The following is a 13,516-nucleotide window of genomic DNA, read 5'->3' as shown; positions in this document are numbered from 1 at the left end:
GTCGGTCAGGTGAGCGACGCGGTCCGGGTCTCGCGCAGCATCGAGAGGGCGATGAGGCTGACGACGGCCGTGGCGGCGAGGTAGAACCCGACCCAGCTGACCCCGTAGGCCGTGGCCAGCTTCACCGCGGTGTACGGCGCCAGCGAGGCCCCGAGGATGCTGCCGGAGTTGAAGGCCAGCGAAGCCCCGGTGTAGCGGACGTTCGTGGGGAACAGCTCGGGCAGGTAGGCGCCGATCGGCCCGAAGACCAGACCCATGAAGAACAGCCCGGCGCACAGCCAGAGCATGACCAGGGGCGTCTCGCCGGAGCCGAGCAGCGGGCCGGTGAGCAGGCCGACGACGGCGCCGCCGACCATGGCGGTGGCCAGCACCGGGCGGCGTCCGAACCGGTCGGACAGCCAGCCCGAGAGCGGGGTGGCGGCGGCCATGAAGAGCACGGCGACGCACAGCATGAGCAGGAAGTCCTGGCGCTCGTAGGCCAGCGCCTTCGTGCCGTAGCTCAGCGACCAGGTCGTGGTCAGGTAGAAGAGCGTGTACGTGAGCATCACCGAGAAGGCGCCGAGGACGACGATCCGCCAGCTGCTGCGGAAGGTCTCCGCGACCGGCACCCGCACCTGCTTGTTCTCGGCCAGCGCCTTGGCGAAGACGGGCGTCTCGGCGAGGCTGAGCCGGATCCAGAGCCCGAGCAGGACGAGGACGGCGCTCAGCAGGAACGGGATGCGCCAGCCCCAGCTGGTGAAGGTCTCGTCGCTCATGGTCGTGGCGAGCACGATGAAGAGGCCGTTGGCGAGGACGAAGCCGAAGGGGGCGCCCAGCTGCGGGAACATGCCGTAGAGGGCGCGGCGGTTGGCCGGGGCGTTCTCGGTGGCGAGCAGCGCGGCGCCGCCCCACTCCCCGCCGAGGCCGAAGCCCTGCCCGAAGCGCAGCAGGCAGAGCAGGACCGGGGCGAGGTTGCCCGCGGTGGCGTGGGTGGGCAGGACGCCGATGAGGACGGTGGAGATGCCCATGACCAGCAGCGCGGCGACGAGGGTGGTCTTGCGCCCGATGCGGTCGCCGAAGTGGCCGAAGACAACCGAGCCGATGGGGCGGGCGACGAAGGCGATCGCGAAGGTGGCCAGCGAGGCCAGCGTCTGCGCGGTCTCGTTGCCGGAGGGGAAGAACAGCGGCCCGAAGACGAGCACGGCCGCGGTCGCGTAGACGTAGAAGTCGTAGAACTCGATCGTGGTGCCGATGAGGCTGGCGGCCGCGACCTTGCGGGTCGGGTTGGTCGGCGGGGCGGCCTGCGTCGAGGCGGTGTTGAGGTCGGCGGGACCCATGGCGGAACCTTCGGGACGACGGGGATGGGCGGGTCGCAGCCGTTCGCAGGGGTCGTCCTGGCCGGGCGGTGGGCACCCGGCGTCGTGCACGGGGTCGCCGTCGTCGCCCCGGGTGCGACGTGGATCCTACGCCCAGCCCGCCAGTCATCCAGCTCGCGAGACGGTCGTCTCAGTCCTTGAGACGGACGAGTTCGCGCTCGCGCACCGACGCGTGCGCGGCGTCGACGACGGCGCACGTGCGCCACGCGTCCCACGGGTCGACGGGCACCGGGCCCTCGCCGCGCACCGCCGCGGCGAAGCGCGCGTAGAACTCCGGCCACCGCCCGGCCTCGCTCGGCACCCGCCGCACCGGGCCCCCGCCCAGCGCCAGCCAGCCCCAGCGGCTCGGCGGCTCCACCCCCCAGGCCGCGCCCTCCGCGGCAGGCGTGCGGCCGGCGAGCAGCCGCTCCTCCTGGACGTCCATCGGCGACTCCAGCACGAACGTCCCCCGGGTGCCCGTCACCCGGAAGCGCGGACCGGGCAGGGCCTGCTTCCACGCCCCGGACAGCTCCGTGCGGACCCCGCCGACGTGCTCGACCTGCACCCGGAACCCGTCCTCGGCGCCCTCGGCGCCCCACGCCTGGGCCGCCACCGTCGACGCCTCGCCGAACAGGTGCAGCGCCTGGTCGACGAGGTGCGCCCCGAAGTCGCGCAGCAGCCCGCCCCCGGCGGCCGGCGGGTCGCCCGCGGCCCACCGCTCGAAGGAGGACTCGAAGCGCAGGACCTCGCCCAACTCCCCCTCGGCCAGGACCCGTCGCAGCGTCAGCAGGTCGGAGTCCCAGCGGCGGTTCTGGTACGGCGAGAGCAGCACCCCCGCGGCCTCCGCGCGCCGCACGGTCGCGGCCGCGGTCGCGCCGTCGAGCGCGAACGGCTTGTCGCACACCACGGGCAGCCCGAGGTCGATCGCCTGGTGCGTCAGCTCGGTGTGGGTCGCGGCGGGCGTGGAGATCGCGACGGCGTCCACCCCGGCGGCGCGCGCCTCGGCCAGCGAGGCCACGACCTCCACCCCGTGCTCGGCCCGGGCCTGCGCCGCGCGCTCGGCGTTCGTGGTGACCACGACCCCCAGCCGGGCCCCGGGCGCCCCCGCGATGACGGGGGCGTGGAAGTAGCGCCCGCCCCCGCCGTAGCCGACCAGGGCGAAGGTCACGTCCGCGGCGTCGCTCACCGGCCCACCGTAGCGAGCGCGCGCCGGGGTCAGGGCGTGCGGCACACCCGCGAGCGGACGAGGAAGCGCACCCCGTCGGGCGCCTCGAGGGAGAACCCCGCCCCGCGCCCGGGCACCAGGTCGATCGTCAGCTCGGTGTGCGCCCAGCGCAGGTGCTGCTCCCGGGACATCCAGACCCCGACGGTGAACGCCTCGGACCCCTCCGCGGCGGGGACGTGCAGGTCCCCGAGGAACGCGTCGGCGTCGGAGACGATGAACTCCCCCGCGGCGAAGCACATCGGGGAACTGCCGTCGCAGCAGCCCCCGGACTGGTGGAACATCAGGTCCCCGTGCCGGGCCCGGAGGCGGCGCAGCTGCGCCGCCGCCTCCGGGGTCAGTCCGACCGCCATGCTCAGAAGAACCCGAGCTTGCTGGTGGAGTAGCTGACGAGGAGGTTCTTCGTCTGCTGGTAGTGGTCGAGCATCATGGCGTGGTTCTCCCGGCCGATGCCGGAGCTCTTGTACCCGCCGAACGCCGCGTGCGCGGGGTAGGCGTGGTAGTTGTTCGTCCACACCCGCCCGGCCTGGATCCCGCGCCCCATCCGGTACGCGAGGTGGATGTCGCGCGACCACACGCCCGCCCCCAGGCCGTAGAGGGTGTCGTTGGCGATCTTCAGCGCGTCGTCCGGGCCGTCGAAGCGGGTCACGGAGACGACGGGCCCGAAGATCTCCTCCTGGAAGATGCGCATCGAGTTGTCGCCCTCGAACACCGTCGGCGTCACGTAGTAGCCGCCGGACAGCTCCCCCCCGAGGTCGGCGCGCTCGCCCCCGGTCAGCAGCTTCGCGCCCTCCTGCTTCCCGATGTCGATGTAGGAGAGGATCTTCTCGAGCTGGTCGTTGCTGGCCTGCGCCCCGATCATCGTCTCGGTGTCCAGCGGGTTGCCCTGCTTCACGGCCCGGGTGCGGTCCAGCGCGTCGGCGAGGAACGACTCGTAGATGCCGCTCTGGATGAGCGCGCGGGACGGGCAGGTGCACACCTCCCCCTGGTTGAGGGCGAACATCGTGAACCCCTCGAGGGCCTTGTCGTAGAAGTCGTCCCGGGCGCTGGCGACGTCGTCGAAGAAGACGTTCGGGCTCTTGCCGCCCAGTTCCAGGGTCACGGGGATGAGGTTCTGGCTGGCGTACTGCATGATCAGCCGGCCCGTCGTCGTCTCGCCCGTGAAGGCGATCTTGCGGATGCGGGGGTTGCTGGCCAGCGGTTTGCCCGCCTCCGCGCCGAACCCGTTGACGACGTTGACGACGCCGGGCGGGAGCAGGTCCCCGACGAGGTCCATCAGCAGCATGATCGAGGCCGGGGTCTGCTCGGCGGGCTTGAGCACGACGGCGTTGCCGGCCGCGAGCGCCGGGGCCAGCTTCCAGATCGCCATGAGCAGCGGGAAGTTCCACGGGATGATCTGCCCGACGACCCCCAGCGGTTCGTGGAAGTGGTAGGCGACGGTGTCGTCGTCGATCTGGGAGATCCCGCCCTCCTGCGCCCGCACGACCCCGGCGAAGTAGCGCAGGTGGTCCACGACGAGGGGCAGGTCCGCGGCGAGGCACTCCCGCACGGGCTTGCCGTTGTCCCAGGTCTCCGCGACGGCGAGCTCCTCCAGGTTCTGCTCGATCCGGTCGGCGATGCGGTTCAGCACCAGGGCCCGCTCGGCGACGGAGGTGCGGCCCCAGGCCGGCGCGGCGGCGTGGGCGGCGTCCAGGGCGCGCTCGACGTCGGCGGCGGTACCGCGGGCGACCTCGGTGAACGGCTGGCCGGTGACGGGGCTGGGGTTCTCGAAGTACCCGCCCTCGGCGGGGGCGACGCGCTCGCCGCCGATCCAGTGGTCGTAGCGGTCGGCGTACTGCACGACGCTGCCGGCGCGCCCGGGCGCCTCGTAGACCGTCATGGGGACCTCCACGGTGAGGAACGGCGACGGCTCCGTCGCCTGCTCCCCAGTCTGCGGCGCTACCCGTTGCAGACCCGTTGCAGCTGGGCGAGCGCCTCGGCCCGTCCCGGGTCGCCCGGGGCCAGCCGGCGCACCAGGTCGCGCGCCACCAGGGGGTCGTCGCGGCCGGCGGCGGTGCGGGAGAACTCCAGCAACGCCTGGTCGTCGTCCCCCTCGAGGACGGCCGCCCGCAGGCCCGCGCGCAGCTCCTCCCGCAGCTCGCGCACCCGCGGGGCGTCGGAGGCCGGCAGCAGGTCGCCGGTCCAGGCGCGCACGGCCTCGCGCGGGCGCCCGGCCCGCACGGCGTCGCGGACTGCCAGGGCGTCGCAGCGCACCGGGCCGAGGAGCCGGTAGGGGGCGGCTGAGAGCTGCACGAGACCGCCGGTGCGCCGGGCCAGGACCGCGCGCAGCCGGTGCACCTCGGCGCGCACCGAGACGGGGGCGAGGTCGCGGTCGTCGAGGTCGGCCGCCAGCTGCGCCGCGGAGCGCCCGCCCCCCGGTCCGGTCAGGAGGGTGAGCAGGACCTCGGCGTGCCGCAGCGACAGCGGACCCACCTCCTCCCCCACCCCGAGCCGGGCGGGGCCCCCCAGCACCGAGAGCCGCACGAGGGGCGGGACCGCGCCGGCGGGAGCGCCCGCCCCGCGCAGCCCGCGGCGCAGCGCGGCGACCCGCAGCTCGCCCTCGAGGGCCCCCGCGGCGGCGCGCACCAGGTCCAGGGCGCGGGCGCGGCCGAGGTCGTCGCCGCCGGTGAGGTCGAGGACCCCCAGGACCCGGCCGGTGCCGGGGTCGCGCACGGGCGCCGCCGAGCAGCTCCAGCCGGCGACGGCGGTGGCGTAGTGCTCCCCGGCGCGGACCCGGACGGGCCGGCCCAGTGCGAGCGCGGTGCCCGGGGCGTTGAGGCCGGCCACGTCCTCGCTCCACCGCGCGCCCGGGGTGAAGGCCATCCGCTCCGCGGCCCGGCGCAGCCCCGCGTCGCCCTCCACCCACAGCAGGGTCCCGTCGACGTCGCTGACCGCCATCAGCAGCGGCACCCCGAGGGGTTCGTCGAGCAGCAGCCGGCGGGCGGTGGGCAGCACCCCGGCCAGCGGGTGACCGGCGCGGCGCTCGAGCAGGGCGGGACCCCCGAGCAGGACCGGGGGCAGGACGCGGTCGGGGTCCAGCCCGCTGCTGCGGGCGCGCCACCACGACGAGGACACCAGGTCGCGCGCGCCGGGCAGGGGTGTCCCGGCGAGGTCGTTGGCGCACGAGGCCAGCCACTCCTCGCGCGAGCGGGACGCAGCCGGCAGCACCCTCGCGACCTCCTCCCCGGGTCCTCCCCGGGCCCGGATGGCCAGCACGGTAGGCGGCGGGCGGACGGGTGTCGAGGGGATCGCGTCGGCCGCGGGGTCCCCGCGGGTGCGACCATGCGTGGCACCGCGGCCGACACCGCGGGACGACCCGCCCGCCCAGCCCTCCCGAGGAGCACCGATGACCGACGGCCCGCGGCCGTTGAACCTGCGCGAGATCGCCGAGGGCCTGCGCTCGCCGCACGTCCCCCGCGCCCGGCCCCGGCTGGTGGCCCCGCTGCGGCCGGCCTCGCGCGCCGACGGCCTCGCCACGTGGCTGGCCGGCACCCAGGACCGCGACGTCCCCGCCCCGCTGGAGCGGGTGCGCCTGGTCGTCCTGGCCGGCGACCACGGCGTGGCGGCCCGCGGGATCTCGCGGCTGGAACCGGGCTGGACGGCGCGGGCGGTGCGCGAGCTGGTGGGCGGGGAGGGCGCGTTCGCCGCGCTCGCCGCCTCCTCCGGGGTCCCGGTGGCCGTGCACGCGCTGGGGGTGGACTGGGGCGGGGAGGGCCCGGCCGGGGTCCCGGCCCGGGTCCTGGAGCACGCGCTGCGGCCCTCGGGCGACATCGCCTCGGGGGACGCGCTGACGGCGGAGGAGGTGGAGGCGGCGGTGCGGGCCGGGGCCGCCGTGGCCGACGCCGAGATCGACGCGGGGGTGGACCTGCTGCTGCTGGGCGACCTGGGAGCGGGGGCCACGACGGTCGCCGCGACCCTGGTGGCGGTCTGCCTGCGCAAGGGCGCGGTGGACGTCGTGGGCCGCGGCAGCGGCATCGACGACGACGCGTGGATGCGCAAGACCGCCGCCGTGCGCGACGCCGTGCGCCGCGCCCGCAAGCTCGCGACCCGCCCCGCCGCGGTGCTGCAGGCGGTCGCGAGCGCCGACGTGGCCGCCGCCGTGGGGTTCCTCCTGCGGGCCGCGGCCCGGCGCACGCCGGTGCTGCTGGACGGGACGGTCGGGGTGGCCGCGGCGCTGCTCGCCTCCCGCGGCGTGCCCGGGGCGGAGAAGTGGTGGCAGGTGGGGGCGGCGACCGCGGAGCCGGCCCAGGCGCTGGCCGTGGACCGGCTGAAGCTGGTCCCGGTGCTGGACCTCGGGGCCGGTCGCGGCGGGGGGTCGGGGGCGCTGGCCGCGCTCGGGGTGCTGCGGGCGGCCCAGGTGCTCGCGGCGGCCGACGAGGCCGCGCTGCCGCCGCTGCCCGAACCGGAGCCCGAACCCGAACTGGAGGCCGAGCCCGAGGCCGGACCCGAGGTCGAGCCCGAGGCGGCACCCGCGCCTCAGGCCGGCGGGGAGCCCTCGGCGGCGGGTCCCGCGGAGGGCGCCGCGGACGGCCCGGCGGAGGGGAACGAGCAGCCGAAGACGTAGCTGCCCTCGGAGCGGGCCAGCTCGACCAGCCCGCTACGCCGGTAGAACGCGACCGCGCCCGGGTTGGCCGCCGACACCTCCAGGTGCAGGCCCGGGGACCCGTCGGCGGCCAGCTGGGCGCGGACGCGCTCCAGCAGCAGACGGCCGATGCCCCGGCCCCGCACCCGCGGCAGCAGGTCCACGTGCAGGTGGGAGGGGTGGGTGGCCCAGCGGGGTTCGGGAGGCACCCCGGTGCGCACGATCCGCAGCGGGCCGACGTCGAAGGCCCGTTCGGCGTCCTCCGGGCGCGGGTAGCGCCGGCGCAGCGGGGGCCACCACTCCGCCTCGCGCCAACGCTCGAACGCGGCGGTGTCGCGGCAGCCGAGCAGGTAGCCCGCGACGCCGTCGGCGTCCTCGACGACGGTCCCGAAGCGGGCCTCGTGGAGCGCGTAGGGCGTGGCGTAGACGTCGGCGAGCAGGTCCGGGTGGGCCGTGCGGTCGGTGGCGTCGCGGCCGGCGTCGCCGGTGAGCAGGCAGATCCGCTGCAGCCGGGGGACGTCGGCGGGGGCGACCGGTCGCCACCGCACCCCGGGCACGACCTCCTCGGCGGTGGGTCCGAGGTCCTGGTGCGCCGCCGGTTCCGTCACGCCGCCACGTTAGGGTGCGGTGGTGCCGCGTCTCCTCCTCAGCAGCAAGTCCGTCAAGAGCGTGTCGGTCGACGCCCTGGTCGTGGGCCTCGCCCCGGCGACCGGGAAGCGGCCGGGCGCGCCCGTGGTGCTGGGCGGGGACGACCTGCCCCGGGCGACGCGGTCCGCGCTGGCCGACGCGGCCCTGGCCGTGGGGGCGAGCGGCGAGGCCGGCACCGTGCACCTGGTCCCGGGCACCCCCGGGCTCGCGACCCCGCTGGTGGCCCTCACGGGGGTGGGGACCGACCCCGACCACGAGACGCTGCGCCGCGCGGCGGGTGCCGCGGTGCGCGCCCTCGCCGGCAAGCGCCGGGTGGCCCTCGCCCTGCCGACCCCGGACGCGGGCGCCCTCGGCGCGGTGGCCGAGGGCGCGGCCCTGGGCGCGTACGCCTTCACCCGCTACCGCGCCGCGGAGCGAGAACCGGTCGCCGAGGTCTCGCTGCTCGTGGACAAGCCCCGCGACAAGGCCGCCCGCGCCGCCGTCGAGCGGGCCTCGGTGCTGGCCCGGGCCGTGGCCACGGCCCGCGACCTGATCAACACCGCCCCGGCCGACCTCGCCCCGGCCGACCTCGCGGCCGAGGCCGTGCGCGCCGCCGAGGGCACCTCCCTGACCGTTTGGGTCCTCGACGAGCAGGCGCTGGCCGACGGCGGCTACGGCGGCATCCTCGGGGTCGGGCAGGGGTCCTCCCGCCCGCCGCGGCTGGTCGTGCTCGAGCACTCCCCGGCCCGGGCCCAGGGGCACCTCGCCCTCGTGGGCAAGGGCATCACCTTCGACTCCGGCGGTCTCTCGCTCAAGCCCGCGGCGGGCATGGAGACGATGAAGAGCGACATGTCGGGGGCGGCGGCCGTGCTGGCCGCGCTGCGCGCCGTCGCCGAGCTCGACCTGCCGATCAAGGTCACCGGCTGGCTGGCCGTGGCCGAGAACATGCCCTCCGGCACCGCGATCCGCCCCTCGGACGTGCTGACGATGCACGGCGGCACGACGGTGGAGGTCCTCAACACCGACGCGGAGGGCCGGCTGGTCCTCGGCGACGCCCTCGTCGCCGCCTCGCAGGAGCAGCCCGACGCCATCGTCGACGTCGCCACCCTCACCGGTGCGCAGGTCGTCGCGCTGGGCAACCGCGTCTCCGGCGTGATGGGCAACGACGAGGCCTTCCGCACCGCGGTGCTCGCCGCGGCCGAGCGCGCCGGGGAGTCGTTCTGGCCGATGCCGCTGCCCGACGAGCTGCGCGCGACGCTGGACTCCCCCGTCGCCGACCTCGCCAACATCGGCGACCGGGCCGGCGGGATGCTCGTCGCGGCGGTGTTCCTGCGCGAGTTCGTCGGCACCTCGAGCCTGGGCACCCCCATCCCGTGGGCGCACCTCGACATCGCCGGCCCGGCCTTCGTGACGGGCGAGCCCTGGGGGTACACCCACCGGGGCGGGACGGGCGTGGCCGTGCGCACCCTGGTCGCCCTCGCCGAGGACCGCGCCGGGCGCTGAGCCCTGACCGAGGTCCCCGACCGAGCCCGCGCGGAGCACCGCGCGCGGGCCGGTGGGGTCCTCGACGGACGTCCCCGGTGATCCTTCTCGATTCCGGTCGTGCACTCTGAGCGACTAGCTATATGCTCAGCGTGACGACCTGCTCGGGGGCGTCATCGATCCCGGCCGGTTCTGTCCATCCCCAGGCTCCCTCGGTGCCCACCGGGGGACACGTCACGGAGGCACCATGTCCAGCAGCGCCCCGCACTCCCGCACGTCCCGTCACCTCGCCCGGTTCGCGGCCGGCCTCGCCGCCACCGCCGTGCTCGCCGGCGGCGGCCTCGCCACGGCCGTGAGCGCCTCGGCGGCCCCCTCGGCCACCCTGACGACCACGAAGGTCGTCCTGGGGCAGAAGTCGACGTCCGTCGTCGAGCGCAAGGAATCGGTCAGCGCGCGCAAGGAGTCCGTGACCGCGCGCAAGGAGTCCGTGACCGCGCGCAAGGAGTCCGTGACCGCGCGCAAGGAGTCCGTGACCGCGCGCAAGGAGTCCGTGACCGCGCGCAAGGAGTCCGTGACCGCGCGCAAGGAGTCCGTGACCGCGCGCAAGGAGTCCCTCAACACCGAGAAGGAGCGCTGAGCTCCCCCCGGACCCCGCGGGGTTCCGGGAGGACCGCACTCCCGCACGACAGCGCCTGATCCCCCGGGACGGGCGCTGTCGCGCGTCCGGGCCGGATCCTCCCCGGCCGCAGCCCTCCCCCGCCCGGGCGGAGGGTCACGACCCCCTCGCGCTCCGCCGAGGTCGTGGTGAGAGGATCGCGACGGAGCAGTCGCCAGCACAGCCGACCTCAGGAGCATTTCGTGGCAGGTGCCGCCGAGCAGCAGTACGACGTCGTCATCCTCGGGGGAGGCAGCGGGGGTTACGCCTGCGCGCTGCGTTCCGCCGAACTGGGCCTGAAGGTGGCCCTCGTGGAGAAGGACCTCCTGGGCGGGACCTGCCTGCACCGCGGGTGCATCCCGACCAAGGCCCTGCTGCACGCCGCCGAGGTCGCCGACAGCGCCAAGGAGTCCGAGACCTTCGGGGTCCGCGCCACGTTCGACTCGATCGACATGGCCGGGGTCAACAAGTACAAGGACGGCGTCATCGCCCGCCTGTACAAGGGTCTGCAGGGCCTGGTGAAGTCCCGCAAGATCGACCTCGTCGCGGGCACCGGCAAGCTCGTGGCCAAGAACACCGTCGAGGTGGACGGTCAGCGCTACACCGGCAAGGCCGTCGTCCTGGCCTCCGGTTCCTACTCCCGCAGCCTCCCCGGCCTCGAGGTCGGCGGCCGGATCATGACCAGCGAGCAGGCCCTCGCCCTGGACTCCGTCCCCGACCGGGTCGTCGTCCTCGGCGGCGGCGTCATCGGCGTGGAGTTCGCCAGCGTGTGGCGCTCCTTCGGCGCCGACGTCACGATCGTCGAGGCCCTCCCGCACCTGGTCCCCCTCGAGGACGAGGCCGCCAGCAAGGCCCTCGAGCGCGCCTTCCGCAAGCGGGGCATCAAGTTCTCCCTCGGCGTCCGGTTCAAGGGCGTGGAGCAGACCGACTCCGGCGTCGTGGTCTCCCTCGAGGACGGCAAGACGTTCGAGGCCGACCTCATGCTCGTGGCCGTGGGCCGCGGCCCCAACACCGCCGGCCTGGGCTACGAGGACCAGGGCATCACCATGGACCGCGGCTTCGTCCTCACCGACGAGCGGCTGCGGACGAACGTCGAGGGCGTCTACGCCGTCGGCGACATCGTCCCCGGCCTGCAGCTGGCCCACCGCGGGTTCGCCCAGGGCATCTTCGTGGCCGAGGACATCGCCGGCCTCGCCCCGGCCCCGATCGACGAGCTCGGCATCCCCAAGGTCACCTACTGCGAACCCGAGGTCGCCTCCGTGGGGCTGACCGAGGCCAAGGCGCGGGAGAAGTACGGCGACGTCGACGTCGTCGAGTACAACCTCGGCGGCAACGGCAAGAGCCAGATCATCGGCACCACCGGCTTCGTGAAGCTGGTGCGGCAGAAGGACGGCCCCGTCGTCGGCGTGCACATGGTCGGTTCCCGCATGAGCGAGCAGGTCGGCGAGGCCCAGCTCATCGTGAACTGGGAGGCCTACCCCGACGACGTCGCCTCCCTCGTGCACACCCACCCGACGCAGAACGAGGCGGTCGGCGAGGCCTTCCTCGCCCTGGCCGGCAAGCCCCTGCACTCGCACGCCTGACCCGCACCTGAACCCGCGGCGTCCCCCGGGCGCCGGAGAACGTCCGTGAGGAGAACCGTAGAGATGTCGAACTCGGTGCAGATGCCGGCTCTCGGCGAGAGCGTGACCGAGGGCACCGTCACCCGGTGGCTCAAGGCGGTCGGCGACACCGTCGAGGTGGACGAACCCCTCCTGGAGGTGTCCACCGACAAGGTCGACACCGAGATCCCCTCCCCCGTCGCCGGCACCCTGCTGGAGATCCTCGTCCCCGAGGACGAGACCGCCGACGTCGGCGCCGACCTGGCCCGCATCGGCGACCCGAGCGAGCAGGGCGGCGGGTCCCCCGCGCCGCAGGAGCAGCCGGCCCCGGCCGCGCCGCAGGACGCCCCGGCCCCGCCGTCCACCGAGGACACGCAGGCCGCCCCGCAGGCGGCGCAGGAGCCCTCTCCCGAGGAGCCCCCCGCGGCCGCCGCGGCTCCCGCCCCCGGCGGGGGCGAGGCCGTGAAGATGCCCGCGCTCGGGGAGTCCGTCACCGAGGGCACCGTCACCCGCTGGCTCAAGGCCGTCGGCGACAGCGTCGAGGTCGACGAGCCGCTGCTGGAGGTGTCCACCGACAAGGTCGACACCGAGATCCCCTCCCCCGTCGCCGGCACCCTGCTGGAGATCCTGGTGGGCGAGGACGAGACCGCCGACGTCGGCGCGGACCTGGCCCGCATCGGCGACGCCTCCGCCGCCCCGTCGCCGGCTCCGGCCGCCCCCGCCCAGGAGGCTCCCGCTGCGCCGCAGGAGGAGTCGCTGGCCGACGAGGTGGCCGAGCGGGAGACCGCCCGGGCCCAGGCCGAGAGCGCCACCCAGCCGTCCTCGACCCCCAGCGCGGAACCCGCCTCCGCCCCCGCGCAGCCGGTCGCGCCGGCTCCCGCCCCCGCTGCGCCCGCGCCGCAGGCTCCGGCGAGCACCCCGGCCCCGGCCGAGGTCACCGGCGGCGGCACCTACGTCACCCCCCTGGTGCGCAAGCTGGCCAAGGACCTCGGCGTGGACCTCGCCACCGTCACCGGCACCGGTGTCGGCGGCCGGGTGCGCAAGCAGGACGTGCAGGAGGCCGCGGACAAGGCGGCGGAGGCCGCCAGGGCCGCTGAGGCGAAGGCCGCCGAGGCCGCCGCCCCGGCTCCGGCCGCGGCCGCCGAGAAGCCCGCCGCCAAGCCCGCTCCGGCCGTGGAGGTCTCGGCCAAGCGCGGCACGACGGAGAAGATGTCGCGGCTGCGCAAGGTCATCGCCCAGCGGATGAAGGAGTCGCTGCAGAACTCCGCGCAGCTGACCACCGTCATCGAGGTCGACGTCACGAAGATCGCGCGCCTGCGGGCGCGGGCCAAGGACGGCTTCCTCGCGACCGAGGGTGCGAAGCTGACCTTCCTGCCGTTCTTCGTCAAGGCCGCGGTCGAGGCGCTCAAGCAGCACCCCTCGCTCAACGCCAGCATCGACGGCGAGAACATCGTCTACCACGGCAGCGAGAACGTCTCGATGGCCGTGGACACCCCCAAGGGCCTCATCACCCCGGTCATCAAGGACGCCGGGGACCTGAACCTCGGCGGGCTGGCCCGCAAGATCGCCGACCTGGCCGCCCGCACCCGGGCCAGCAAGATCACCCCCGACGACCTGTCCGGGGGCACCTTCACCATCACCAACACCGGCAGCATCGGGGCCCTGTTCGACACCCCGATCCTCAACGCGCCCCAGGTCGCCATCCTCGGGACCGGCGCGATCGTCAAGCGTCCCGTCGTCCTCGAGGTCGACGGGCAGGAGACCATCGCGATCCGCTCGATGATGTACCTGGCGCTGTCCTACGACCACCAGATCGTCGACGGCGCCGACGCGGCCCGCTTCCTGCAGACCGTCAAGAAGCGCATCGAAGCCGGCGAGTTCGAGGGCGAGCTCGGTCTCTGACCGAGCCGGTCCCGCACGACCCCGCAACCCCGTTCCCGGTCCGCCGGGGACGGGGTTGTCCCGTCTCCCGAC

11 protein-coding genes are annotated in these 13,516 nt (G+C 75.2%); 5 read left to right on the top strand and 6 right to left on the bottom strand.

The window, feature by feature from the left end; translation table 11 throughout:
* Positions 1-5: 5 nt before the first annotated feature.
* From KRAD_RS17650 to KRAD_RS17630, 5 genes are all read right to left on the bottom strand, one after another.
* Positions 6-1,316 carry an MFS transporter gene (locus KRAD_RS17650; RefSeq protein ID WP_012087009.1) on the bottom strand — a complete coding sequence of 437 codons (1,311 nt, stop codon included), beginning with the start codon at positions 1,314-1,316 and terminating at the stop codon, positions 6-8.
* A gap of 169 nt (positions 1,317-1,485) precedes the next feature.
* Positions 1,486-2,520: a Gfo/Idh/MocA family protein gene (locus tag KRAD_RS17645; RefSeq protein WP_012087008.1), complete on the bottom strand. Its 1,035-nt coding sequence runs from the start codon at positions 2,518-2,520 to the stop codon at positions 1,486-1,488.
* 29 nt (positions 2,521-2,549) lie between these two features.
* Positions 2,550-2,909, bottom strand: coding sequence for a DUF779 domain-containing protein (locus KRAD_RS17640; RefSeq protein WP_012087007.1), 360 nt, complete (start codon positions 2,907-2,909; stop codon positions 2,550-2,552).
* Positions 2,910-2,911: 2 nt separating this feature from the next.
* The gene (gene exaC, locus KRAD_RS17635; protein WP_012087006.1) at positions 2,912-4,435 is read right to left on the bottom strand and encodes an acetaldehyde dehydrogenase ExaC; all 1,524 of its coding nucleotides are present in this window, start codon (positions 4,433-4,435) and stop codon (positions 2,912-2,914) included.
* A gap of 59 nt (positions 4,436-4,494) precedes the next feature.
* Entirely contained in the window at positions 4,495-5,763 is a 1,269-nt protein-coding gene (locus tag KRAD_RS17630) for a GAF domain-containing protein (RefSeq protein WP_083782114.1), read from the bottom strand.
* Between the two features lie 178 nt (positions 5,764-5,941).
* Between KRAD_RS17630 and KRAD_RS17625 the strand changes: the two genes are divergently transcribed.
* Positions 5,942-7,159, top strand: a complete 1,218-nt coding sequence (locus KRAD_RS17625; protein WP_012087004.1) for a nicotinate-nucleotide--dimethylbenzimidazole phosphoribosyltransferase — start codon at positions 5,942-5,944, stop codon at positions 7,157-7,159.
* Here KRAD_RS17625 and KRAD_RS17620 read toward each other — a convergent pair.
* Positions 7,072-7,785 carry a GNAT family N-acetyltransferase gene (locus KRAD_RS17620; RefSeq protein WP_049821269.1) on the bottom strand — a complete coding sequence of 238 codons (714 nt, stop codon included), beginning with the start codon at positions 7,783-7,785 and terminating at the stop codon, positions 7,072-7,074. The genes KRAD_RS17625 and KRAD_RS17620 overlap by 88 nt on opposite strands.
* Before the next feature lie 22 nt (positions 7,786-7,807).
* Here KRAD_RS17620 and KRAD_RS17615 point away from each other — a divergent pair, with 22 nt between their 5' ends.
* From KRAD_RS17615 to sucB, 4 genes are all read left to right on the top strand, one after another.
* Positions 7,808-9,307 (top strand): leucyl aminopeptidase, encoded by a 1,500-nt coding sequence (locus KRAD_RS17615; protein WP_012087002.1) that lies wholly within the window; start codon positions 7,808-7,810, stop codon positions 9,305-9,307.
* A gap of 226 nt (positions 9,308-9,533) precedes the next feature.
* On the top strand, positions 9,534-9,923 hold the full coding sequence (locus KRAD_RS17610) for a hypothetical protein (RefSeq protein ID WP_012087001.1): 390 nt from the start codon (positions 9,534-9,536) through the stop codon (positions 9,921-9,923).
* A gap of 221 nt (positions 9,924-10,144) precedes the next feature.
* Complete coding sequence (lpdA, locus tag KRAD_RS17605; protein WP_041292187.1) at positions 10,145-11,524, top strand: dihydrolipoyl dehydrogenase; 1,380 nt, start codon at positions 10,145-10,147, stop codon at positions 11,522-11,524.
* 63 nt (positions 11,525-11,587) lie between these two features.
* Positions 11,588-13,444, top strand: coding sequence for a 2-oxoglutarate dehydrogenase, E2 component, dihydrolipoamide succinyltransferase (gene sucB, locus KRAD_RS17600; protein ID WP_012086998.1), 1,857 nt, complete (start codon positions 11,588-11,590; stop codon positions 13,442-13,444).
* Positions 13,445-13,516 lie beyond the last annotated feature (72 nt).

It is taken from the genome of Kineococcus radiotolerans SRS30216 = ATCC BAA-149 (assembly GCF_000017305.1).
GTDB classification, from domain to species: Bacteria; Actinomycetota; Actinomycetes; order Actinomycetales; family Kineococcaceae; genus Kineococcus; species Kineococcus radiotolerans.
Note: the sequence above shows the minus strand (reverse complement) of the source record. Positions and strands in the feature narration are given on the sequence as shown.

Excerpts from the sequence above, each read along its gene's own strand:
- KRAD_RS17625 (WP_012087004.1), top strand. The coding sequence starts at position 5,942 with ATGACCGACGGCCCGCGGCCGTTGAACCTGCGCGAGATCGCCGAGGGC.
- KRAD_RS17640 (WP_012087007.1), bottom strand. The coding sequence starts at position 2,909 with ATGGCGGTCGGACTGACCCCGGAGGCGGCGGCGCAGCTGCGCCGCCTC.
- exaC (WP_012087006.1), bottom strand. The coding sequence starts at position 4,435 with ATGACGGTCTACGAGGCGCCCGGGCGCGCCGGCAGCGTCGTGCAGTAC.
- sucB (WP_012086998.1), top strand. The coding sequence starts at position 11,588 with ATGTCGAACTCGGTGCAGATGCCGGCTCTCGGCGAGAGCGTGACCGAG.
- KRAD_RS17650 (WP_012087009.1), bottom strand. The coding sequence starts at position 1,316 with ATGGGTCCCGCCGACCTCAACACCGCCTCGACGCAGGCCGCCCCGCCG.
- KRAD_RS17610 (WP_012087001.1), top strand. The coding sequence starts at position 9,534 with ATGTCCAGCAGCGCCCCGCACTCCCGCACGTCCCGTCACCTCGCCCGG.